Here is a 23,828-nt window from a genome sequence, read left to right as displayed (position 1 = left end):
CTCGAAAACGGTTGCACGGTACTGGAGCAGATGATGGATTTCGAAGCATTTTTTAAGGGCGAGCTGGAAGGTCTTCACGATGAGGGCCGCTACCGGATCTTCGCGGATCTCGAACGCCGCCGTGGCAATTTCCCCCGCGCAATCCGGCATACGCCCAATGGCCCGCAGGAAGTGACCGTCTGGTGCTCCAACGACTATCTCGGCATGGGCCAGCATCCGAACGTGATCGAGGCGATGAAGCAAGCGATCGATCACTGTGGCGCGGGTGCGGGAGGCACCCGGAATATTTCTGGCACCAACCACTACCATGTTCTGCTCGAGCAGGAACTTGCCGATCTGCACGGCAAGGAAGCCGCGCTGATCTTCACCTCCGGCTACGTCTCCAACTGGGCGACGCTCGGCACTCTCGGCGCGCGCATTCCCGGCCTCATCATTTTCTCGGATGCGCTCAACCATGCATCGATGATCGAAGGCATCCGCTATGCGAAGTGCGACAAGGTCATCTGGAAGCATAACGACCTGCACGATCTCGAAGCCAAGCTGAAGGCTGCCGATCCCAAGGCGCCGAAGCTCATCGCTTTCGAATCCGTCTATTCCATGGATGGCGACATCGCTCCCATCAAGGAAATCTGCGATCTCGCCGACAAGTATGGCGCGATGACCTATCTCGACGAAGTGCATGCCGTCGGCATGTACGGCCCGCGCGGCGGTGGCATTGCCGAGCGCGAAGGCCTGATGGATCGTCTGACCGTCATCGAAGGCACGCTCGGCAAGGCGTTCGGCGTCATGGGCGGCTATATCGCTGCTTCGAGCGCGCTTTGCGATTTCGTCCGGTCCTTCGCCTCCGGCTTCATCTTCACGACGTCGCTGCCGCCGGCCTTGGCTGCCGGTGCCGTCGCCTCCATCCAGCATCTGAAGGTCAGCCAGTTCGAACGCATGCGCCATCAGGATCGCGTGCGCAAGCTGCGCGCCCAGCTTGATGCTGCCGGTATTCCGCATATGCCGAACCCGAGCCACGTCGTGCCGGTCATGGTCGGCGATGCGGCCAAGTGCAAATGGATTTCCGACCTGTTGCTTGACGCTGGCGTCTATGTCCAGCCGATCAACTATCCGACTGTGCCGAAGAAGACCGAGCGCCTGCGCATCACGCCGACGCCGCTGCATTCGGATGGCGATATCGAACAGCTGGTCGGTGCGCTGCACGCCCTGTGGTCACGCTGTGCGCTGGCAAGGGCCGTCGCGTAACGAGATCCGCATCATCATTGCGGAAATGCCTGGCGTAGCGCCCATTTCCGCAATGTCTTTCAAGACAGCAGAGTTAGTTCCGGCTTATCTAAGCCAGGCTGGTTTGCCAGGCCTGCAGCTGAGCGAGGGTGGCGGTCGCTCCGCCGCAGGCGATTATCAGCACGCGCTCGAAACGTGCAAGCCTCTCGGCATGGGCGTAGGCGACGGCCAATGCGGCGCCGCAAGCCGGCTCCACCAGGACGCGGTGATCGTCGAGGAAGCGCATGCAGGCGTCGACGGCTGCACTGTCATCGACGACAACGCAATCGACCGGCCTGTTTTGGGTGATCTCAAAGGCCCGTTTGGCGACCTTGCGAGCGCCAAGCGATGTCGCGATGCTGGTGATGGCAGGCAGTTCCACCGGCCTGCCGGCTTTGACGGCAGCTGCGAGCGAGGCGGCGCCTTCCGTCTCCGCGGCGATGATCGGAACATGTTGAAGGCCGTTGCGGTCGAGCCCTTCCGAGACGCCGGCCAGCAGGCCACCGCCGCCCACCGAAAGAACGACCGCATCGAACGGCACGCCGGCTCTGACGACCTCGTTGATCATCGTCGCGTGGCCTGTCCAGAGGAGCGGATCATCGAAGGGGTGGATGAATGCCGTTTCCGCATCGACTGTCTGCAGCGCGCGCTCATTTGCCTCCTGCCAGGATGCCCCGTGAACGAAAACCTCGGCGCCCTCCTGGCGGATCAGCGCTTTCGCCCGGTCCGACGCCGTCTCGGGAACGAAGACCGATACGGGGATGGAAAGGCAACGTCCGGCATAGGCGACCGCAATGCCGGCATTGCCGCCGGAGGAGGAGACGAAGCGCCGCTTTCCGTTTGTCGCGTGATGTTCGCAGGCAGCACCGATGCCTCTGATCTTGAAGGAGCCTGGCGGCTGGAGCGCATCCATTTTCAGCCAGATGGAGCGTCCTGATGCCTGACTGAGCGGCCGGGATTCGAGCAGTGGCGTTTCGAGATGCAACGGCATGGAATGATCTATCCAGAGGGTGTTGTCGGCGATGGGGTTTAGGCGGCCTTTTCCCGCTGGGCGATAAGCACGGCTGCACGGCTGCGTGCTTCCGCGTCCGCGGCAAAGACGGCGTCCATGGTTTCGGCGCTGCCGGTTGAAATCATCTCGTCCATGACGGCTTCGGCGATATCGGCCATTTCCAGGAAGCCGATGCGGCCATCCACGAAGGCATGAAAGGCAATTTCTTCGGCTGCATTCATGATCGCGCCCTGCAGGCCGCCGCGTTGAAGCGCAGTGCGGGCAAGGCGCAGTGCCGGGAAGCGGACCTCGTCCGGCGCCTCGAAATCGAGCCGGGCGAGCTTGGCGAAATCCAGCCGATCGACGCTGAGCTTGGTGCGGGCGGGGTAGGTGAGCGCATAGCCGATGGCCGTGCGCATGTCGGGACAGCCGAGCTGCGCCAGCACGGAGCCATCCGTATAGCCGACCATGGAATGGATGACCGATTGCGGGTGCACCACCACTTCGATCTGATCCGGCCGCACGTTGAACAGGTGCTTGGCTTCGATCATCTCCAGCGCCTTGTTGAACATCGAGGCGCTGCCGATGGAGATCTTGAAGCCCATCGACCAGTTCGGATGGGCGCGGGCGATAGCGGGCGTGACATTGGCCATCTGCTCGCGCGTCCAGGTGCGGAAGGGACCGCCGGACGCGGTCAGGATGATGCGCTCCACCGCATGCTGCTGGTCTTCCTCCAGCGCCTGAAAAATGGCGCTGTGTTCGCTGTCGACCGGGATCAGCCGGCCACCGCCTTCGGCAACGGCGCGCACGAAAAGATCGCCGGCGGAAACGAGACATTCCTTGTTGGCAAGGGCAATGTCGGCGCCGCGGCGGGCGGCCGCCAGCGTCGGTGGCAGACCGGCGGTGCCGATGATTGCAGCCATCACCCAATCCGAGGGCATCGAGGCGGCTTCGATCAGGGCATTCTTGCCCGCGCCGGCGGCAATGCCTGATCCGGCCAGGGCATCCTTCAAATCCCGATAGCGCTCTTCATTGGCGGTGACGGCGAAAGCGGCGCCGCAGGCCTTGGCCTGCTCGGCCAACAGGGCGATATTGTCATGCCCGGTGATCGCCGCGATGTCGAAGGCGTCGCGTCCGCCCAGCTGGGCAATGACGTCAAGTGTGTTCTGGCCGATGGAGCCGGTCGAACCCAATATCGTCAGGCGACGACGCGCCTTGCTGCCGGTGTTCATTCAGGTATCCGCATTTGCTGCTGTTCTCCAAGGCTCTACAGGGGATTGCCGGGAGCGGCAAGTCCGCTGCTGCGCAGCCACTGCCAGAGGTGGAGGTGTGGCGAGCCTGAACTTACTGATTTGACGATATTTTCGCTCTCCGTTGAACCAAATGGCAAGTGCTGCGTTTTCCGACCACTTGGATGCAGAAGGTGACGAATGGTTTTTAAGGCTGCAACGTTTCACGGCACGGAACTCTATCTGGAAAGCGAACAGGCAAGGCGATCCGCCCTGGAATCCGCCGTTGCCAATGCGCTGGCCGTTGCCGGCGGTATCGATGCTTCCGATGTCACGGTAACAGCCGCAGGCCAGGAAATCCGCCTGGACGGCTCGGTGGCGACACTGCAGGAGGTGAGGCGGGCGACAGCGGTCGCCGAGTCGATCCGCGGGGTCAGGCTGGTGAGGAACCGGATTGTCGTAGGGTAACTCAGTTAATACCTAAAACGTAATGAACGCTGGTAATTTCCGCAAACATCGAGCGTGCGGATGGAGCGGTTTAATAGGTTTGTCCCAGATAAGATAGATCGTAGTTGATTTTGTTGCGTTTTTTACCATCGTTTAATTTGATCTGTCCCAGACGCTTTAATAGGTCTGTCCCTGAAATCGCCACCAGAATTAGGGCAATAAAAAAGGCTCCGAAACCGGAGCCTTCAAAAACGTCGTATGATGATGGCGGTGCTAGGCCGTTACTCGGTCAAAAGTGAACTTATCCAGATCGCTCCGCCAATAGTACCTTCCTGGCCGGGACCCGGGGTCGAAGCTTGGCTCAATGCCGAGCAATTCCATGCGTCGAACGATCACGTCAGCGCGTGTGCCATAGATCGAGGCGATTTCAGCAACTGAAATATGAACGCGCTGAAAATCCTCGAGAGCCTTCGGTTCGATGAAAGACTGCATCTGGCGCGACGAACGATTGAGTCTCGTGACCGACGAAAGGACTCCGCTGGCGACAAGAGGGTAGATTTTGTATTTCGCGGTATTCAACAGGTCGGCGGCTTCCGCAATCGACAGCAGATCGGTTCCGATCTCCCGTCTGGCTACAAGACGCCTCTTCCCCTGGGCCTCCTTCAGATTCACGAAGAGATTGCCGAACGTGAGGCCGGTGCCGGTCCGGGCAACACCATGAATTTGGCCGTCCAGAATCATTTCAACAACTTCATTTAGCTGGCAGTTGCACCTGTGGGCCACCTTCAAGATTGGCAGGTAGCCATCGAGATCGATCGCAGTCTGAGCCCGTTTAAACAGGCGACTTTGAAAGTCGGTCAGCTCCTGCCTGCTGATGCGGGTGTAGATGCGAAGATCGCCACGATCTGCCTCGACGCGAGGCAAAAAACCGGCATCGATAATCTCGTGCAGCCTTGGCCCCCTCAAATCCAGAATGGCCGCCGCCTCGGTAAGGGACAGGGCATCCTGCGCGGCCTTCAGAATGGGCTTCGCCAGCTCAGCGTCGAAGGAAACCCTTGCCGTTGTTGCCGTTCCCGCTTTCAGGAGTCCGGCTTTCGTCAAAAGTTCTACGATGCGCGGTTCCCCCAGGCCGTATTCGACACTCGCTGAGCGTACGGTGTGGCGGTAGCGCCTGCGCGTGGGCAGAATACAGATATGACCTTCACCCAGTGGCATGTTTCTTTCCGCGAGGTCCTGAAATAGCTCGACGAGAGTTGTATAGGCCGGAACATCGCGATTGCGACGAAGCCAGCTCAGGATCGGTTCCATCGGGGCGGCCTCGTCTTCCGAGGCGGGGCTTTCACCGAGCACAAGTTCCGAAACCAATTCCGAGATGTAGGCTTCGCCCAGTTTTACGGCGTTGAATCCGTACTCCGCATCGTCAAGGGGCTCGAACGAGCCATTTTCGCTAACCGCAGCGCCGCGATATCGACGCAGAAAGCGGCCGAAATGCTTGCTGAGGTCGGCGACCACATACGCCTCGAGACCATCAAGGAAAGGAAATGACCTCCCTCCCCGGATGCGGCTGGTGAGATAGATGTCCAGCCCCCTCGGGTGATCGCCGTCGGCATCCCTGTCATTGTTGGCAAACTCTTGCGGATGGGACCGAACGAAAGAAGCGAAATCGTCCTGGCCGTCATTACAGGCCACTTCCGTGATGCGCGACCCGTGGAGTGGGCAGGTTCGAATTGCCTTGGTTTCCCACCATGCTCGCACATAAGGGCGGGAGCCGATGCGGCCTTCTCCCGCCCGAAAGTCGTTCTCGATGCAACTGACACAGAAGCGGTGAGTCTTTCCGCGGCGATATTCGCGGCTGAACACCGCATCGCCCAACCCAAAGCAAAGCTTCTTGTCGAGCGTTCGCGAAGCATAGCGAGCAAGTTTTGTGTGGTCTTCTCCAGACCATTCAGCCAGGAGAGCCATGGCAACGGAATCGCCGCGGGAGATCGCGAACGCTGTCGTTTCCGTGCAGTCCAGGAATGCCTCAAGCGAGGGATAGCCGTTTGCAGTGGAGAGGCGGGATGCGAAACCAAGCGGCGTTTCACATTCGTGAAACATGATCGAGATCGGCAGTTTCATCGGAACTTCCTTTCCAAAACCGTTATCAGGCGAGGTCCGCAAGTGCATGACGGGGGACGAGATCGCGCCAGCGGGCGGCGGTAAAGACGTTGTCACGGGGCATGCACCCGGTATCGCGTTCGTAGTTCCGCGCGAACTCCTTGAGCGAGAGCGACTTTCGCCCTCGCTCAAGCGCACGGAAGCATGCCTCCTGCACCATCGCGATCATCGAGCCGAACGCGCCGTTGGCCGCCAGACACAGCTTCTCCGGGAAGTCGTCTTCCAGAAGCTCGGCGGACAAGGCCAGGCCGCATCCTTCGGTGGTTACCTTCGCCAAAATGCCGGTGATCCATTGCGCGTCCGCAGGGCAGCTAAGTGCGTCGTAGCGCAGGACGCGGGAACGGTTGGCAAGCTGGGGGTCGCCCCTGAGCAGTTCCGCCAGCTCGGGAACGCCGGAATAGATCGTGTGCAGAGGCCAGTCGGCAATCTGGATCAGGCTTTTCAGCGTGTCCTGTACATGGCGGATGGCCGTCGCAGTGTTGTGCCGCATGACGTGTTGCATTTCGTCGATATGCAGGTACTTCACGCCACGCTCGCGAAGCTGGACCTTGAGGACCGCAAAGAGCGTGTGTTCCGTCATCCGCTCCCTTGTGGGCAATCCCAAAGCCGTTAGGATCGCGATCGCCAAGGCCTTCGTGTTGCAAGGCCGCGGCGCGTCGATGCTCAGCACTGGCGAGACGGTCTCGCCGTGCTCGTTCAGGTACGGACGGAATTCCGGCATCGTTTCGAAGTGGTGCTGGAGCGAGCGGGTTTTCCCGCTACCCGAATCCCCGATAACAAACAGGGCGCGCCGTTTGGAACCAGCACCCAGTTCGCAGTCTTCGACGTTGACGGCCATCTCCCGGAGATAGGAAGCCAGCTTCGTGTCGCGGCCCGTCGTGAAATAGCTGCCGCGGACGCCAGCCTTGAGGGCGGCGAAGTCGGAAGTTTCGTTGGACTTGGTGTTGGTCATGTCAGTCGTCCTCGTTGTAGTCGAGAGTGGAAACGATAGGTGCCGGCCGCGACGGAGGGCCTTGCTCGGTGGCGGGTGCGTTCGCGCCGGGGGCGGATTTCAGGTGGTCGATGGGCAAGGCGCGCCTCGGCGGCCCGCGGAGTGGATCGGCGGGAAGTGCAATCTCCGACACGAGTTCGGGCAAGATGCCGGACCGACGGGTGCCAGGCTTCCAGCCGCGCATGACTTCCCGCTCCATGCGTTCATATTCTTCGGCGTCGGGAATGGCGGGGTTCAGATGGGCGCGGATGGTCGCCGATTCTCCGGCGCGCCGAAGCTTGTTGACCGCTGCGTACATCGCTGCCATCCCGTCTTCCGCCTCGACGGCATTGTGCGCGAGTTCCTCCTTGCGGGCCGCGATCCACTCAGCGAGCGAAATGTCATCGTCGATGCCGACGGTGTTTTCGACGGTGAACCAGCCCTTGTCGCCTTTCACCGCGATCCAGCGGACGTTCTCGGGATCGGTCTTGATGTCGAACTCCTTCTTGCCGTGGCTCATGCGCTGGACGTTGAGTTCGTCGCTTCCGTAGGTGATGCCCTGGTAGGTGATCCCGTCGTCTGAGATCGGCCGCTTCAAAGGCTCGCCGAAAACGTGGAGCATTTCCTCGTCCGACGGCACCTGCCGAACGCGATACTCCCGCGTGGCGCGGACCCAGGCATTGTGCGGGGAATTCCCGCCGAGCGAGGCATGCGGCTTATTGTGGTAGATGTCGCAGATCGCGTAGGTGAACATCCGGACCAACTCGTCCGTGGTTACCGCAGCAAATTCTTCGGGATCGTAGTCCCCCTTCTCGGCAATCGAACCGAAGGTGCGACCATCGAAGAACTGGGCGATCATCGGGCCGACGGAATGGAAAAGGCTCTCGATGAACGGACGGCGCGCGGGGTCGCCTGCGGGCGGACAAGTCGGGTTCACGAGGGCGGCCTTGAAGACCGCGCGCGTGCGCTCGGCGATGAACGCCGATCCGTTGTCGGAATAGACTTCCTTCGGTCTCAGCATGCCGATCCAGGGCGTTTTTGCGCCCACCGATTGCGAAAGCAACCGCTTGTCCGTCATGATCATGCGAAGCGCCGCGATGGCGGCGTTTGCAGTCGGATTGAATGTCGCCCTGAGCGCGAGGACATAACGGGTCGCAACGTCGATCGCCGCCACGAACCAGATACGCACCTTCGGAATGTTCGCGCGCACCTTCTCTGGGAGGCCCTCGTATAGGCCCGTTTCCACGAGCAGCGTCATGAGGTCGACATTGACTTCGTCAATCTCGACACGCTGTCCGGGAGCCAGGATGTCGTAGCTCCGCAGGTTCCTGGCGTACTTGTCGACCGCCCACTTTTCGCCGTGACGGCTGGCGTCTTTCTCGAACTCGTCGAACCGGTTGATCATCGATTCGAACTTGGTTCTCGAAACCTTGTGCAGCTTCGTGGCCCGCGTCTGGTTGATCTCGAAAAGCTCGGCGCAATACAGCAGGTAGCAGTGAGCCTTCGTGGGTTTCTTGCGCGACAGATACCGACGCGCGCCACGGTGGGCGACCGCCATGCTCTCGGGGCAGCTCATGAAGAGGCGCTTGCCGGGGCCGTGATGACGATGCGCCAGCGCGAGCGTCTTCCTGCCGCATCCCATGTAATCGGCATAGTCGCGGTTGAACTGGCGCACCGACGGCGCACCGAACGAAATGGCCCCCTGATCCCCCCGCTTGCGGCGCTCGCCCTTCGTACCCTTTTCGATTTCATCCGCCCACTGGTCGAGCAGAGGCTGAAGCTTCTCTTCGGAGCGGGGAAGCGCCTTCCCGGCTCTGAGGCACTCGTCCTCATAACGCAGGATAAGCTTCTCGCGAAAGCTCGGCAGGGTGCGTTTCTCGGGATCGAGGTCTTCGAAGGTCTCGTCGCCCCAGATGAGGCGCAGTTTCTGTTCCGGGATGCTGTTATAGCGATAGCGGATCGCCGCCCGCTTTTCCGTCAGTCGGCGGTGGATTTCCGCGTGGCTCATAAAGACCTCGCGCCCGTCATCTTCGTGACGCACTACGTAGCCGTCCCCATCGGCGCGCAACGGAATGTAATTCTGGTTGGCGCAGGTGAAGAGGTCGGTGTCATCCATCTCGACAATGGAGTGGTGGTAGACGAGCGCAGGCAGGGCGTGGTTCGGCATCGAGGTCTCTTGACTCCGTTGAAAACGACAGGGCAGCGGGGGAAAGGACAGTCAGGACGGCACGGTCAGCCAGCTCAGGTCCGAAATGCGCCCCCGGGAGAGCGGGACCAGATGGCCATGATCAATCAGTTGCCACACGGCATCGCGCCGACTTCCGACATGGCGGCAGCCTCGGAGCAATTCGCCGAACCGGAAACGACCGGCGAGACGTTTCGCGATCGATAGGGTGGTTTCGTACTCGATCGTGTCGAAATGCTCGCGGGCGCGCAGGATGTCGTGGGCGTTATAGAATGCCCCGTAGGTTGCATTCTCCTCCGTCATGAGGCGCAGGTCGTCCGCCACATGGGAGAAGTCTTCTCTGGCGATCCTGTCGAACATGTCGAGGATTTGGGCCTGCTTGCGGGCGTGTTTCACCGCGATGGCCACGCGGTAGCCGTCGTTGAATACCACGTAGTAATCGAAGGTATGGTCGTGGATCACGCCATCGTCGTCGAAGAACGGGAGGATGGGGAACTGGGAATGAAGTTCCCGCACATCGGCGCGCGCCTGGATGATCGTCGAGACACGATGTTCCAGCTCGCTCTCGTGGAACACCACGGTGCCGTTGAAGATCGTGAAACCGCGCGCCGTCTTCGCCTGGCGAAGCGCCGGACGCCGCGTCGCGTGTCCTTCGGTCGGCTCGTTCCAGAAGAGCGGGATGTCGCCGCGCTGGCTGGTGCGGCCGCGGTATTTACAGTCCTCCGCCTCGGTGCGGCCGCGCTTACCCTTCAGCTGGATTACGGGGGCTTCGTATTGCCGAGAAGACGCAGCCATAGGCGCAGGCGCACGGCGACGGTCGACAAGAAAGCCGAGTCCGGCCTTCTTGAGCGCGATATTACGGGCAACCGTGTGGGCGATGTTCATGCTCGGCTCCTTCCACCTTGTCGCTAAGCGACCTGCAAGATTGGCTGGAGGAGATGCCTTTTCGGAAGAGGACCAGCCTCGTTTCGAGAAGTCAAAACCTGCCACTCGTAGTATGGCTCCGCCGTCCGCGGGGACGGTGATCCCCGCGTCGGGTAGCTATCTTCCGGTTGCTGTGCTTACAGGCCGTGGCGGCCCGGGCGGTCGGATACGGAGCAGATCATGCGGGCGATCTCCTCCTCCAACGGGATGGTCGTCAGGTCGTCGAGGGTGGGAAGATCGATGTCGGCCGTTCCGATAAAGAAAGCGGAATCGAGAATGTGTTTGGACAGATACATGGGCGCACTTCTCCTATGGCCGCTCGCGTAGGCGGCGGCGTGCGTTGAAACGGATTGGAAAGCGGAGCTCCGTCCGGCGTCTACCTAGACCGGCCAGCGAGGAGCAATGCAGTCAGGCGTCGCCGCCTGGCTATTCGCTCCGGTTCACGGGCGGTGGGGCAGATGGTTTCCGGGGCAAGATGTGCCCCGGAAACCGACGTCCGGCGTGCGGGAGAACGCGGATCGACGATCGCCGTTAACGCTTTACGCGTCATACGGCGATGTGGGCCGGTTTTCCGTTTGATTTCCGGGGCGTGCCCATCTACAAGTGTGTCATGGCTTAAATCTCCAAGTGCGAGCCATCGGCTGACACCTGCGTCAACAGGTCCAGCCACTCCAAAACGGACCGCTTTCCCGAGTGGTCCGTTTCTATCTCCGGCACCAGACAACTGGCACCGTTGAGCGGCATGTAGCCCTACACCCCCGGCAATATCAAGACCCCAACCTTGAGCGAAAAATGCGACTCGCGGCCGAGATTCAACTCTGACGCGTCCACTCGATTTTTGACTCATCAGCTCTCTCCAGCAGACGGGCACGCGGTGCGCAAGGAAATTCGCGGAAAACCGGAGACCACTGATTTCCTTGGAAAATTCAAGAACTCCTTGGCGAATCCTTGGAGACGCAAAACAGCAGCTGGGAGGCACAAGTGTCGCAAGGATTCGACGATCCGATGCCTCGCTCAGCGAGTTCTTGAATTCTCGTTTTGGATGTACCGGGCTCCTGTTCTCGCAGACGGCGTCGAGAAGCCAAGAAGCCTTGCGTGGTCTCGGTTTCGAAGGCGTCGACACTTGACATGTGCCATCTGAAGAAGATTGCGAGACCAGCGCGAGCAGTCTGTATTTTTCCGAGCTATCCGAAGAGGTCGCGTTAGCCAAACCGTCGGAGAATTCCTTACTTTCATGTCTTGCCATGACGCGATCTCCTTTCTTTGGCAAGGATTCGGGAAAGGATTCCCGATTTTAATAATTCAAGAACTCGATGCGGCAATTGATCGAGATTTCCTTTGCGCAGGCGTGTTGGCTGACTGACTTGAGCGGAGGTTCATTCGGCAGCTCCGTGCAACCTATGCCGGTAGATGCGAAAATTAACCTTTCTGAAATCGTTCGTGAAAAAAATCGATTTCAGGCTCTTCGAAGACCAGTTGGCTCATTCAAACAGCCGATTGTGTCGCTCGAAGCGGCGTCTTGCAGTGCGGCACGAACGTCATCCGCCGAGAGCATACGCTCCTTCATAAGCCTCTCGTGCAAGGTGAGCAGGACGCTTCGATGTTCGTCGAGTAGCGACTTCGCCCGCTGGAATTGGGTTTTCAGCATGACGTCCACCGCCTGCCGGAGACCCTTTCGCTGCGATCTGAACGCCGACAACCGTTCGGGAGTATCGGCGGTTTCCACCGCGAAGCTGCCGCCCAAGCCCCATTTGATTTCCATCATCGTCGCCAACTCGGTTGCCTGGTTCAGGTCCGCGTGCGGGTGACCGGCCGCTGCGGTCTCGAAGTCTCCGAACATCAGCTCCTCGGCCGCGGCTCCCGCGAGCAGCACCGCGATCTTGTTCTGGAAGTAAGTCGACGTTTTTCGGGCGAACATCCGTTCCTGGAACCTGGCCCCTCCCAGGGGCTGAACGACCAAGTCCTCTCTAACGGTTCTGTTGATCGAAACGGAGATCAGGGGATCGGCATCAACCAGCACACCGACGATGGCGTGGCCGAGTTCGTGGACGGCAACGAGTCGCTGCATGGCAATCGGGATCGTCCGAGTGGGTGGCAATGCTCCCTTGACGTCGGCAAGGACAATATCGCGACCCTGCCGGCGAGCGCCACGACGGGCCTGCCGGACACCCTTTTCGATATCCGCTCCCGACCACCCTTCCGACGCCGAAGCGACGATCCGGATTTCCTCGTCCGAGAGGTTGTCGCCCAGGTAGAAACGGAAGATGCCCGCACGGGTTTCTTCGTCGGGTAGCCCGATCTCGAAATGGCGTTCGAGGCGGCCGGAGCGCAGCAATGCGGCATCGATCAGATGAGGATAGTTCGTAGCGCCAATGACGATGACGCCGTCACGAGCTTGCCCACCGTCCAAAAGTTCAAGGAGGCCGTTGATCACCTGACGGGCATAGGACGAGTTGCGACCCGCGTCCTCGGTCCGGCTCCCGATGGAATCAAGCTCGTCGATCAACAGGATGCTCGGCTTCGCAGCTTCGGCGTCTGCGAAGCTCTTCCGCATAGCCGTCAGCATGTCGCCAAGGTAGCCGGAACCTGAGGATTGCCACTGAGCCGCCGATGCGTAGACGAACTTCGCTCCGCAGGTGCGTGCCAAGGCTGACCCGAACGAGGTTTTGCCCGAACCCGGCGGACCATACAGAAGGACGCCGCGATCAATGTCGTCCCAGGTGATCTTTCCGTCACGCCACGCTTCCACGTCGTCAGAGAGTTCCAGTCCCCAAGACTTCGCGTCACCGTAACCCGAGAGTTCGTGCAGGGTCGGCCCGGAAGGGACGTCCGTCGAAACACCCGTATTGGGATACAGACGCAGCCTCCGAAGAGCGGCAGGCAACGGACGCCCGTGTCGAACGGCGATCGCTGCGTGGATCGGGGGCTGACTGGCGAGGAGAGCAGCGTCTTCGTCGGTAAGATTCCCGAAGCCCATGTTGCGTGCTGCGATGCGGTGATCATCGGCCGAAGGAGATGGTAGCTCCGCGACGACGTCTGCCGCGAGTCGGATTTCGTTGGCCAAGAGTTTCTTGTCGGCTACCAGAATGATAGCGCGTCTGAGTCTCTTGAGTTTCCTGAATTCCATGAACCCTTCATCCACGTCGGTCTCGTCAAGGACCGGGACGACGTAGTTGTAGCCTTCCACCTTGCTCAGTGGCAGGGTTCCCTCGAGCAGAAATCTGGCCGCGCGTTGGTACGCATTGAAGTTGCCGCCCGGTGGCAACGCGAATGCCACGACGAACCCCGATCGCTTCTTGAGGAAGTGCCGGAGAACTCGGGACATGGTGATGACCGCCAGATGGGTGGGCAGCGAGAGGGCATCGCTCTCTTCGTCGCCATAAGGGTCGATATATGTTTTAGGGAAGCGTCTGTTTTTCTTGGTGGTCATTGTTGCCTCGGTGTTCGGAATTGGAGCGCGGACTGAAGGACGCGCATATCCGTCTCACCGTGGTCTCAGGACCGATCAGGCCAGCATCGAGGTCCACCGAGATGAAGCCCTGAATGATCAGGCTTGCAAAACCGGCCACCGCTTTCGTTTCCGTGAAGGCCGCCAGGCTTTCCGCAACGGTCAGGGTACCGTTTTCGTCGAGCCCGGCGAGCAAACGTAGCCGATCTCCGAGCGGCACCTGGCAGTTGGCATACCTTAGGAGGTCCTTTGCATTTCGAAGTCTCGGCCCACCATAGATTTCATCCCGCCGAAGCTGGCGGTATGACATTCCCATTCTCCGTGCGGATGCCGCCAGCAGTTCAACGTCGAGATGCCTGTCGGGGGCATCAACGAGTTCCAGGCAGCCATCGGCATCGAGGATTTCGAAATCCGGAATGTGAGCTTCATCCCCGTAAGGAAGCGAGGACGGCAAGCATTTCCAATGAATGATGGTTGGCTCGAAATCGAAAATACAGGCGGCGTCACGCGACACCTGCGATCTGTAGATGGTGACACCGTCACATTTGATGGTGCCAGCGGGATAATAGGTTCGGATCGACGCGGTTTTTCTTTTGGCGCGCAACGTCAACGCGCGGGACGCAATACCCATAAGAGCACCTCGATAGCCATGGATGATCAGAACCGCCGACGGGCGGTTTCGGTGATCAACGTATTCGTATGAGAGTGCGGTGCTGTTTCATAAAGCGAACAAATAGAGAACATGACGTGCACCGTCAAGAGGTCGCACGCGGAAAAGTTGAATTTTGTTACCATTCGAGGTGCGAGGTTTACTGTCGAACAATCCGCGACCTATGACAAAAACGGTGCGCCAAGCATATTAAACACCGTCTCGAACTGCCAACTCGCTTGCCAAGCTCAAAGGGGTTTCGCTTTATTACCTTCTGCGTTTTGATCTGCGTTTTCTCGGAGGAAGGTCTGGTCGGCCAGAACTACGCGGCGATCTCGGAGGCAGCAGCGCTGGCGCTGATGCTCCGCGAGTCTCCAGCAACGCCTGCTGTGGCGACGTGTCAGCCCCAAGTCGGCTGGCCGCGAGCGCTTTCTGAACCACAATAGCACTCACACGTCTCCTTAGCGCGTAGATAATAGCCGGATTCAAAAAATGCCCCTTGAGCCACCCTGTTAGATACTCCCTGTCGGCAAATCCTGCTTGCTCTTCCAGCATTTCGATGAGCAATGGCCATTTGTCGCCGGTGTGACGGATCAGTTTTCGCAGGAGAATACTAATGGACCGCTGTCTCACCAGACGGTCGAGGGATCGGTCGTTGGCCGTGGCATCGATGAATTCCTGCACAACCGCCGTATGAGATATATAATCCGCCCCGCGGCTGCCGATGTAGCGCGCCAAAGCGTCGAGCGTTCGTAGGTCCCCGCTGGGATCGCGATCGATGACCGATCTGATCAATGGCGCGTCGATAGCTACGGGGCCATGGCGGAGGATCGCTAGATTGACCACTGCGTCGGCGTATCGTTGTGCTGAAATCGCGCCTCTGCCTCTGGCCTCCATCAAAATCACCTGCAGCCAAAGGCCTTCGACCCGCATTTCTTTGGCGAACTGCCTATATCGAAGGTCCTCGGACAGGAGAACACGGCCATCCGTGCAGAGATAGATCGGGTCTAACACCCTTTCCCCGCACTTTTCCAGGATCATGCTCTCAAGCGGTGTGATGTCGTTCGGGGCTGCGACCGGCGCGACAACGCAGGCTTTTTCGATCTTCGCGATCTGTAGGCTAATATAATGCTCGCGCGCCTCCACAGATTCCTGAGTGTGCTCCCGGCGGAAGGTCTCCCCGCCTCGATGAAAAAGCGTCAGCGACGAGGACCGCTTGATGTCGTCAAATCCACGGAACGTGATGAGGTTATCGAGCGCTGACTGGGGAAGGTAGATAGGCCCCAGCGAAGCCTCGATAATATCGAGCACGTCGAGGGTCGCCGCCGTCCAAGCGGCATGGGCATCCAACACCACACCTCTTCGATTGCTGTTCCTGATGAGTGCATAGGCCGCCTCTCGCTCCGGGTCGATCCCCAAGCATGTGCTGACGTCTTCGTCCGCCTCCACGATGCCGCCGGCAATGTTGATGGGGTTTTCGTTGAACATTCCCGCCACGAGCTGGAAGGGGATACGTGACTTCACATAAAGGTCTATCGCTTTCTCGCCGCGTTCCGCAAAACGGCGCACCACATCAAGGACTGGCGACAGGTCGCCGTCATTCATTGTGAAAGCGAAGAGGCCCTTGGAAGTAGGAAATTTTGTTTGGAAATTGGCTAGGACATCATGGAAGGCATGGAGAAAGCGGTGCTTGATCTCTTTGATCCTCCAGGTGATCTGATCACCGATCTGCTGGGGAATGCTGATGGTATCACCTGCCGCTTTGCCCATCGTCTCTGCCGCCAGCTTGTGTGTCGGCGACAAATATCCGCCGCTCGGGTCGTTGGCACCTTCCTCGATGACGAAATCAAAGTCCTTTCCATTGCTTCCCGAAAGCTGGACCCATGTGCCCACCTCCGCGGTATCGGCCCTGACGATGTCGCCGAAGTGTTCCATCGAGAACACTAGAATGGCATAGGAGAGATTGACCGCTTCGTCGTTGAGGTTGGCGCGCAGCACTGGGTAGGCCATTTCAATCGCAGCCCGCTCGTGTCCGGCGCGCCGCAATTCCTCTGCCATCCTCATCTTCTCGATCGGCGTACCGTCCAGCGCTTCGATGTCGAAGTGAGCCAATAGCGGGGGTATCTCAGTGCTCCGGTTCTGGCGGCGCAGGATCATGATCATCATGAGTAGGAGTTCTAGGCGCGGCGAAGCGTCCATATCTGCACTGAAGATCAGCTCAGCGGACGCAAGGTTTCCCCGATTGAACTCCATGAGCCCCTCGAGATAACGGTAATGAGCAGACGATCTAACCTCCGCAGGTAGACCTGTGAAGAACTCAACGGCTCGTTGTTTGATCGGTCGCTCCTGAACGAGAGAACCGGCCAATGCCTTCAATTCCTCACTATCGCGGTCCACCGCGATATGCCCTATCAGCAGGCTTGCGGTATCCGACCAGTAGCGATTCCGATACGCGTAGATCGCCACCATCATGCGGCTTGCGATGTGACTTCTGTCGTCGATATTCGAGCGGGCATTAACCCAGGCTTTTTCGGCCAGACCGGGCTGACGTCTGTTGGCGCAATATTGAGCGGTTATGATGCTGGCGCGGGGGTGCTTCTCGACATCCTGGATAAGTTTCGCCAGTTGTGGGATACGCTCTTCATCTGGAATTCGCCAGAGCTGGCCCAGTCGTATCGCAGTGCGACATAATATCCATTCCGTCGGTGGATACGCTTCTTCATTATCCGGATCGAGCTTGGCGAGCGTATCCCAGTCGCCCTTGAGCACGGCCATCTGCAGAACCAGGAGATTCCTTGACGGAGAGGCCGGAAGTCTCGGTAGAATTTCTTCGACAGCAGGATGGTCACCCGCTTCCATGGCAGCGGCGGCGGCTCGCAACGTGGAGCCATCATCAAGATCGGGTATCGCGAGCATTTCTCTTACGATGACCATCGCCGACACATGATCACCAAGGACCCTATAAGACAGGATCAGATTGCCGCAGATGGCGATTTGCGACTCGTCGAGCCTGTTATCTTCCGCCTTCACTTCGTCCCAAAGTTCAGCCAGCGTGATCGAAGACCGCTTCAACTTTTCAAGATCGCTCTCTGTGAGCGAAACATGGTCGACGTAGTTATTATCACCAACGACATCGTCGAGATCGGCCTCCGCCGCGAGTTGGCGAGCCAGTCTCTCCTCAGGAAAGCGTTCGGCGAGTGTCCGCGACAACGTCTTCCAGTCCTCGCCAGGCTTTGATCTCTGGAAAAGTGCCATCGCCAGCAAAACCCCGGCAGCTTCTCGGTCTTTCGTCGGCACCAATGTAAGAGGGTCGCCCGTAAAACCGGAAAACCTCGCCGCTTGGATAACGTACGACGACAGCATTTCGTCGGCGGTTTCGGATTTCAGGTTTTCACGTCCCATGGCGAGGACTGTGTCCCAGTCCTCCATCAATAGATGGGCATATGCTTTGTTGGCGATCGCCTTTGGTTCAAGCGGAGCGTGGTCGAACGCTTCGAGAAGCCACTTTATACCTTCCTCTTCGTTCCCCAGGAGCAGATGGCAGGAGCCGATATTCGCTTTTATGCGGAACAGGATGCGGCCGCTGACACCGTCACGTTGGACGCGTTCGAGAAGTGCTGTGAACTGGCCGAGAGCGATTCTGCGTTGGCCACCTTTGTTCGCATCCCTGTATCCGTCGATCTCGGCGTCGAGGTGTTTCTCGATTGCAAGCGCGACTTCAACCGTAGTGTCCGCTGGAGATTGCGTCTTGATCGCCGATTGGATTTCGGAAATCGCAGCAAGAAGCTTCTCTTGCCCCGCCTGTTGGAGGTCGATACCTTTGTTGACAGCGGCCATCGTTTGTTGTCCGAATACGCCGTAGCTATCATCGAACGCCAGCAGAGCGTCGGGATATTGCCCCAACTCATCTGTAATCGCCTGCCAGCCCCAAATGATAAACCGGATTTTGCGACCGGCATCCATTTGCTCGACAGCAAGTTGATCGGCAAACAGCTGAATTTCGGCGTCGCGGTCGGCCGTCGTGACAATATGAAATTCCGTGAGCGGCGGCTTGATGGCGAGTGCCGCTTCGAACTCCCTACGGACCTCTTTTTCGGTGAGTTTTCCGTTCCCATTTTTCAACTTGCACTGAATTCCAACCCGTTTTCGCGGGTCATCGTCGCGGATGCCGATAATATCGAGACCGTGCTGATTTTGACCGCTTCGCCCCAAGCGCTGAAGATTAGGGTCCTTTAGCTTTGCCGACCAAAGGACTGCACATTGGCGCTCGAAATCTTGATGATTTTCCGGCTTCGGAATTTGAGTGCGCGATAATGCCATGCGATCCTTGAAGGCGTGCCAAATCAACGAGGCACGCATCAAAATATTCTGCCAGAATATCTACTTAGGTGCCACGGGAGTTCGTGCTATGTTCCCGCTATCCACAACATGGTTGCGGAGCGGCGTGCTCTACACGCGCCGGCGCACTTATCTGGTGGGATCGGGATTGCTCGGCGGTACAAATATTGTGCCGCAGCTCTTGGCGGAGCCAGGACATGGTCAGTTGTTCATCAAACCTGATTTCGACTAGGTGCACGCCGTTTTCCTCACACAAGCGCCTTTTGACCGCATCCCGTTCCACGCCGCGCTTCAATACCTCGTCGCCTCCGAACACATTGACCGCTCTGTGGTGCTGCGCTCCCTGGTGCTCTAGTGCAAAGTTCAGGGCAGGGATGAACACATCCAAGCGTTGGCGACCGAGCCACGACGGGGAAGCTCAGGGATGACAACCTGATCACGAAACAGCTTTTTGACGATGCTGTACGTTTCCGCCTCTCGGAGCCAATGGAAATCATCAAATCGCCTCCCACACCAATCGGAGGGTAGTTTCCCCCTCCGTTTTGAGCGAATTCAGCAACAACCAGCCCATACCCTCCCGAAGCACAATTATTCTGATCGCGGGGCGATATGGCGCATTGCAATGTATGTGGAAGCTCAGACCTTAGGGATTTCAACGGACGGCCGTTGGCGATCTGTGCCTCGTGCGGGGCCGTCGAGCGAACGCGAATTCTCAAGACTATTCTCGACGCCACCGGTTGGATTCAGCCCGGCCAACGCGTTATGCACCTTGCGCCTGAGTATGGCATCGGTCGGTTCATCAAAGGCATCGTCGGCAACGGTTATGAGGCTTTCGACATCAGCCCGGAGCGATATCCGCCGGAACTCAATACCCGCCAGCTCGACTTGGTGACCGGCGCGGAAAAACTGCCATCGCAGCATTATGATATCGTCCTGCACTCCCATGTCATGGAACATCTACCATGCAATGAAACGGCCGTGCTTTATCACCTGCACAGAAGCCTGAAGCCTGGCGGCAAGCATATTTTCTGCATTCCGATCCACGACGGGCACTATGAAAGCGACCTCGGGAACCTCTCAGGCGAAGAACGGACCAGACGGTTCCACCAGCATGATCACATCCGCCGCTTCGGACGTGCCGATTTCCAGAACACTATCGGCATGATTTTCGATCTGAAACTTTTCGATCTGGAACGGCTCGTCGGTGCCAACCAACTTCGGGCGAACGCGATACCCGAGGAAGGATGGCGCGGTGTCTCCGGGCACATGTACTACTTCGCCGAAAAGGACGACATCAAATTGAAGGAATAGCGGGTCGGAAAACAAGTTTTCCCTCCGGGTATTTTAGGTCGTGGCGCAGGTGCCGATCACTTCGTCGTCAACCGTGTCCCCCGAGATGTATCACAATTCACTGCCGCGGGGCCAAGGCACTCAGAATGGCGGCGGCGCGAGCGAGTGATGCCTGGGCCGCGTTCAACTCGATCGAAATCTCGAATATATCTCGCTCGGCCATCGTCAGAAAAGCATGGAGTACTGCATCGGAATTTCTTGCCAGTTGGATCAAATGCCAGCCGCCAGGGCCTCGTTCTCCAGCAAGCCAATATTTGGCCGCGCGATTACTTGCTCCCGTCCATCGCATTATCGTTTTGATGGCCGGCGCGCTTGACCCAAGTTCATGTCGTAACGCCTCCGAAATTGTAGCGACGTAACCGTCGCGCAGCTTCGGGTCGCCACTGTGAACAATTGTGCCCTTAATCGGAACCATCTTTCCTGCCTCCTCGATATATACTCCCGCCGCCACAGTCTTACCGTAACGAGAATTGTTGATATGTGATGGTCATTGAGTGGAGCCAGAAGAACGGCGATACGACCTCGTCCGACCGGCCGAAAGTCCCGGTCGCGACTTACGTTCGGATGTCCACTGAGCATCAAAAATATTCGACCGACAACCAGCTCGCCGTCATTCGGCAGTATGCCGATAAAAATGGCTTCGAAATTGTCCGTTCATACGCGGACGAGGGGAAAAGTGGCTTACGCCTGGTTGGACGTGACGCTCTGCAGAATTTGCTCTCCGATGTTGAAGGAGGTCAAGCGGACTACAAGGCGGTCCTTGTGTATGACGTCAGCCGCTGGGGTAGATTTCAGGACCCTGACGAAGCCGCAGAAATCGAGCTTCGCTGTAAGCGGCAAGGAATTCTTGTGCACTATTGTGCCGAACAGTTTGCCAATGACGGGAGCATGGGTTCCTCGATTATCAAGACCGTAAAGCGGGCAATGGCAGGCGAATATAGTCGCGATCTATCAGTGAAAGTTTTTAACGGTCAGGCCAATCTCATCCGTCTGGGCTACAGGCAGGGCGGCGCTCCAGGCATGGGTTTGCGTCGCCAACTCGTCGACCAAAATGGTACTCCTAAAGGGGAACTGGCACGCGGCGAACATAAGAGTATTGCGACCGACAGGGTCATCCTAATTCCCGGTCCGGAGGAAGAAATCCGAATTGTGAGAAGGATTTACGACCTCTTTGTCGTCAAGGGCCAGATCGAGGTCGAAATCGCAGCGATCCTGAATGCGGAAGGAATTTTGACGGACTGGGATCGACCATGGACTCGTGGCACTGTTCATCAGGTCTTGATTAACGAGAAATATGTCGGGAACAACGTCTGGGGTCGCACGTCATTCAAACTCAAGCAATCGCATGTAAGGAATCCCGAGGGTGAATGGGTTCGCGCCAACGGAGCATTCGTCGGTATCGTACCCGTCGAGACGTTCGATAGAGCCCGTGAAATCATTGCTGCCCGGGCGGAGCGTTTATCCGATGATGTGATGCTGGAGAAGCTTGCTGCCGTCCTCGAAAAGCAGGGTTATCTGTCCGGCCTGATTATTGATGAGATGGAAGACTGCCCATCCAGCAGCTCCTACTCCCATCGCTTTGGCAGTCTGTTGAGGGCATATGCCTTGGTCGGTTTCGTCCCGGACCACGATTACCGATATTTGGAGATCAATCGGGCGCTCCGCCGTATGCATCCCGATCTTCTCTCCGAGATAATTCAAGGTCTCCAATCGTCAGGCGGCTCAGTTTCGCAGGATCGCGAGACGGACTTACTGACAATAAATCAGGAATTTAGTGCTTCGGTCGTCATCGTTCGCTGCCTGCAAACAACGACGGGATCGCTCAGGTGGAAGGTGCGTCTGGATACGGTCCTGAGGCCTGACATCACGGTCGTGGTCCGAATGGGGCCAGGCAACCTCGAGCCATATGACTACTATTTGTTGCCCCTGCTCGACATGCATCAGGCTGTGTTGCGGCTCTGCGAATTCAATGGTTTGTCCCTGGATGCGTACCGCTGTGAGACGCTGTCGCGTTTTTATGCGATGGCGGCCCGCAGGTCATTCTCGGAGGTGGCGTAATGGTTGCGGTTCCTGCACAAAAAGTCGAGATGATCCCGATCAACAGGATTACGGTGGTCAATCCGCGTATCCGTAACAAGAAACACTTCAAGGAAATCATTGCGAATATCGGGCAGATTGGACTGAAGCGCCCGATCACGGTGACGCGTCGGATGGAAGCCAGCGGACCTGTTTACGATCTCGTGTGCGGACAGGGACGTCTTGAGGCGTTCAGAGCGCTGGGACAACAGGAAGTTCCGGCTCTTGTCGTCAATGCGAATAAGGAGGATTGCCTGGTAGCGAGCCTCGTTGAAAACTGCGCTCGTAGACAACATCGAGCGGTCGATCTCCTCCAGGACATCGGTGCGATGCATGAGCGGGGTCACGGCGTTCCGGAAATTGCCCGTATGACCGGTCTTTCCGCTGAATATGTCTACGCCGTTGTGCGTCTGATCGAGAAGGGTGAGGAACGGCTACTAAGATCGGTGGAATCCGGTCAAATTCCATTCAGCGTCGCTGTGGAGATCGCCGACGCCGAAGATCACGATATTCAAGCTGCGCTTCAGTCCGCGTATGAGAAAAAGCTTCTCCGCGGCAAGAAGTTACTGATTGCCAAGCGCATCGTCGAAATTCGACGACGGCGTGGTAAAACGTTGAAATACGATACCTCCAACCCCCGCCCGCGCCCAATCTCGTCGGAGGCCTTGCTCAAGGCATTTGAAGACGATGTTGATCGCAAGCGTATGCTGATCCGCCGGGCGGAAACTGCCAAAGCCCGTCTTACCTTCATCACAGAAGCCATCCGCAAGCTTATGACGGATGCTCGATTCAATGCCATCTTATCCGAGGAGGGATTTGCCTCACTCCCTGAAGCGTTGGCGGCGAAACTCCAGACCGGAGGGGGATCATCACCATGAAATCCCCCGTGTTCGGTTCATCTATTCCGCTCGCTTTCGAAAACATGAGCCTGCGGATACCGATAGCCGAAATTCTGCCTCTGAAGCAGCTATCGCCTGCTGCATTGAAGTCTGTGAAATATGGGCAAATAGCGGCTTCGATTGCCGAGGTAGGCATCATCGAGCCGCCAGTCGTTATTCGGGACAGACGCCAACCTGATAAGTTTCATCTTTTGGACGGTCATATCCGTCTGGATGTCCTCGCCAAGCGAGGTGAGACCGAAGTCGTTTGTCTGGTTGCCACCGAAGACGAGGCTTTCACGTATAACCGCCGCATAAGTCGGTTGGCTACGATTCAGGAGCACAAGATGATCCTGAAGGCGATTGAAAAAGGCGTTCCTGAGGAGCGTCTGGCGCGGGCACTCAATGTAAATATTTCTAGCATCCGCCATAAGAAGAACCTGTTAGACGGGATGTGCGACGAGGCTATCGACCTGCTGAAAGAAAAGCATGTCCCCATCAACACAATCGGTGAGTTGCGGAAAATGAAACCCATGCGGCAAATCGAGGCTGCTGGATTGATGGTGGTAATGAACAAGTTCTCGGTCAGCTATGCCAAGTCATTGGTTGCTGCCAGCCCCGACTCCATGCTTTTGTCTCCTAAGAAAAAGATTGCCGGACTTAGCGAGGACCAAATCCTGCTTATGGAGCGGGAGTCGGCGACGCTCGATCGTGAGTTCAGAGCCATCGAGCACGATTATGGCGCGGATCATCTCGATCTCGTGCTGGCGATTGGCTATGTGACGCGAATAATGAGCAATGCGAGGGTCGTACGCCATCTCGCGGAGTTTTATCCAGAGATATTGTCCGAGTTCACCAAGATGACTACAGTCCGTAGAGCAGCCTAATCACCGTCCGCGCTCCGCAGGGCGTTGGCACCATCA

Annotated in this window: 17 protein-coding genes; 6 read left to right on the top strand and 11 right to left on the bottom strand. The window is 58.0% G+C overall.

The annotated features are described in order from the left end of the window. Positions 1–33 precede the first annotated feature (33 nt). Entirely contained in the window at positions 34–1,245 is a 1,212-nt protein-coding gene (gene hemA, locus RHSP_RS01495) for a 5-aminolevulinate synthase (protein ID WP_037148927.1), read from the top strand. 88 nt (positions 1,246–1,333) lie between these two features. On the opposite strand, the gene RHSP_RS01490 is transcribed toward hemA, so the two are convergent. Then, positions 1,334–2,254: a pyridoxal-phosphate dependent enzyme gene (locus RHSP_RS01490; protein WP_037148916.1), complete on the bottom strand. Its 921-nt coding sequence runs from the start codon at positions 2,252–2,254 to the stop codon at positions 1,334–1,336. 38 nt (positions 2,255–2,292) lie between these two features. Continuing rightward, positions 2,293–3,486, bottom strand: coding sequence for a 1-deoxy-D-xylulose-5-phosphate reductoisomerase (gene dxr, locus RHSP_RS01485; RefSeq protein WP_004107804.1), 1,194 nt, complete (start codon positions 3,484–3,486; stop codon positions 2,293–2,295). Positions 3,487–3,684: 198 nt separating this feature from the next. On the opposite strand from dxr, the gene RHSP_RS01480 reads away from it, so the two are divergent. Continuing rightward, positions 3,685–3,951: a BON domain-containing protein gene (locus RHSP_RS01480; protein ID WP_004107801.1), complete on the top strand. Its 267-nt coding sequence runs from the start codon at positions 3,685–3,687 to the stop codon at positions 3,949–3,951. 252 nt (positions 3,952–4,203) lie between these two features. Here the strand turns inward: RHSP_RS01480 and RHSP_RS01475 are convergent, their stop codons facing one another. From RHSP_RS01475 to RHSP_RS01445, 8 genes are all read right to left on the bottom strand, one after another. After that, positions 4,204–6,048, bottom strand: a complete 1,845-nt coding sequence (locus tag RHSP_RS01475) for a TniQ family protein (RefSeq protein ID WP_004107799.1) — start codon at positions 6,046–6,048, stop codon at positions 4,204–4,206. A 25-nt stretch (positions 6,049–6,073) separates the two neighbouring features. After that, positions 6,074–7,039, bottom strand: a complete 966-nt coding sequence (locus RHSP_RS01470) for an ATP-binding protein (RefSeq protein ID WP_004107797.1) — start codon at positions 7,037–7,039, stop codon at positions 6,074–6,076. A gap of 1 nt (position 7,040) precedes the next feature. Continuing rightward, complete coding sequence (locus tag RHSP_RS01465; protein ID WP_037148913.1) at positions 7,041–9,224, bottom strand: integrase catalytic domain-containing protein; 2,184 nt, start codon at positions 9,222–9,224, stop codon at positions 7,041–7,043. 51 nt (positions 9,225–9,275) lie between these two features. Beyond that, positions 9,276–10,127: a hypothetical protein gene (locus tag RHSP_RS01460; RefSeq protein ID WP_004107792.1), complete on the bottom strand. Its 852-nt coding sequence runs from the start codon at positions 10,125–10,127 to the stop codon at positions 9,276–9,278. Between the two features lie 176 nt (positions 10,128–10,303). Continuing rightward, complete coding sequence (locus RHSP_RS34460; protein WP_157385284.1) at positions 10,304–10,462, bottom strand: hypothetical protein; 159 nt, start codon at positions 10,460–10,462, stop codon at positions 10,304–10,306. A 1,160-nt stretch (positions 10,463–11,622) separates the two neighbouring features. Next, a complete protein-coding gene (locus tag RHSP_RS01455) occupies positions 11,623–13,596 on the bottom strand; it encodes an AAA family ATPase (protein ID WP_157385283.1) in 1,974 nt (657 codons plus the stop codon). Beyond that, complete coding sequence (locus tag RHSP_RS01450) at positions 13,565–14,224, bottom strand: hypothetical protein (RefSeq protein ID WP_200863233.1); 660 nt, start codon at positions 14,222–14,224, stop codon at positions 13,565–13,567. The genes RHSP_RS01455 and RHSP_RS01450 overlap by 32 nt, the downstream gene beginning before the upstream one ends. Before the next feature lie 306 nt (positions 14,225–14,530). Next, positions 14,531–18,622, bottom strand: a complete 4,092-nt coding sequence (locus RHSP_RS01445; protein ID WP_004107781.1) for a PIN domain-containing protein — start codon at positions 18,620–18,622, stop codon at positions 14,531–14,533. A gap of 741 nt (positions 18,623–19,363) precedes the next feature. On the opposite strand from RHSP_RS01445, the gene RHSP_RS01430 reads away from it, so the two are divergent. After that, entirely contained in the window at positions 19,364–19,912 is a 549-nt protein-coding gene (locus RHSP_RS01430; protein ID WP_004107779.1) for a class I SAM-dependent methyltransferase, read from the top strand. 97 nt (positions 19,913–20,009) lie between these two features. On the opposite strand, the gene RHSP_RS01425 is transcribed toward RHSP_RS01430, so the two are convergent. Next, on the bottom strand, positions 20,010–20,366 hold the full coding sequence (locus RHSP_RS01425; protein ID WP_004107777.1) for a hypothetical protein: 357 nt from the start codon (positions 20,364–20,366) through the stop codon (positions 20,010–20,012). 68 nt (positions 20,367–20,434) lie between these two features. Between RHSP_RS01425 and RHSP_RS01420 the strand changes: the two genes are divergently transcribed. From RHSP_RS01420 to RHSP_RS01410, 3 genes are read left to right on the top strand one after another with little or no spacing between them, the layout of a single operon-like run. Beyond that, a complete protein-coding gene (locus RHSP_RS01420; RefSeq protein WP_004107775.1) occupies positions 20,435–22,009 on the top strand; it encodes a recombinase family protein in 1,575 nt (524 codons plus the stop codon). Next, positions 22,009–22,905, top strand: coding sequence for a plasmid partitioning protein RepB C-terminal domain-containing protein (locus RHSP_RS01415; protein WP_004107773.1), 897 nt, complete (start codon positions 22,009–22,011; stop codon positions 22,903–22,905). The genes RHSP_RS01420 and RHSP_RS01415 overlap by 1 nt, the downstream gene beginning before the upstream one ends. Next, positions 22,902–23,792: a plasmid partitioning protein RepB C-terminal domain-containing protein gene (locus RHSP_RS01410; RefSeq protein WP_037148893.1), complete on the top strand. Its 891-nt coding sequence runs from the start codon at positions 22,902–22,904 to the stop codon at positions 23,790–23,792. Before RHSP_RS01415 ends, RHSP_RS01410 begins: the two co-directional genes overlap by 4 nt. Positions 23,793–23,828: the final 36 nt, after the last annotated feature.

The sequence above is a fragment of the Rhizobium freirei PRF 81 genome, from assembly GCF_000359745.1.
GTDB classification, from domain to species: Bacteria; Pseudomonadota; Alphaproteobacteria; order Rhizobiales; family Rhizobiaceae; genus Rhizobium; species Rhizobium freirei.
The sequence above is the reverse complement of the archived record's forward strand: the minus strand, read 5'-3'. Positions and strand labels throughout refer to the sequence as shown.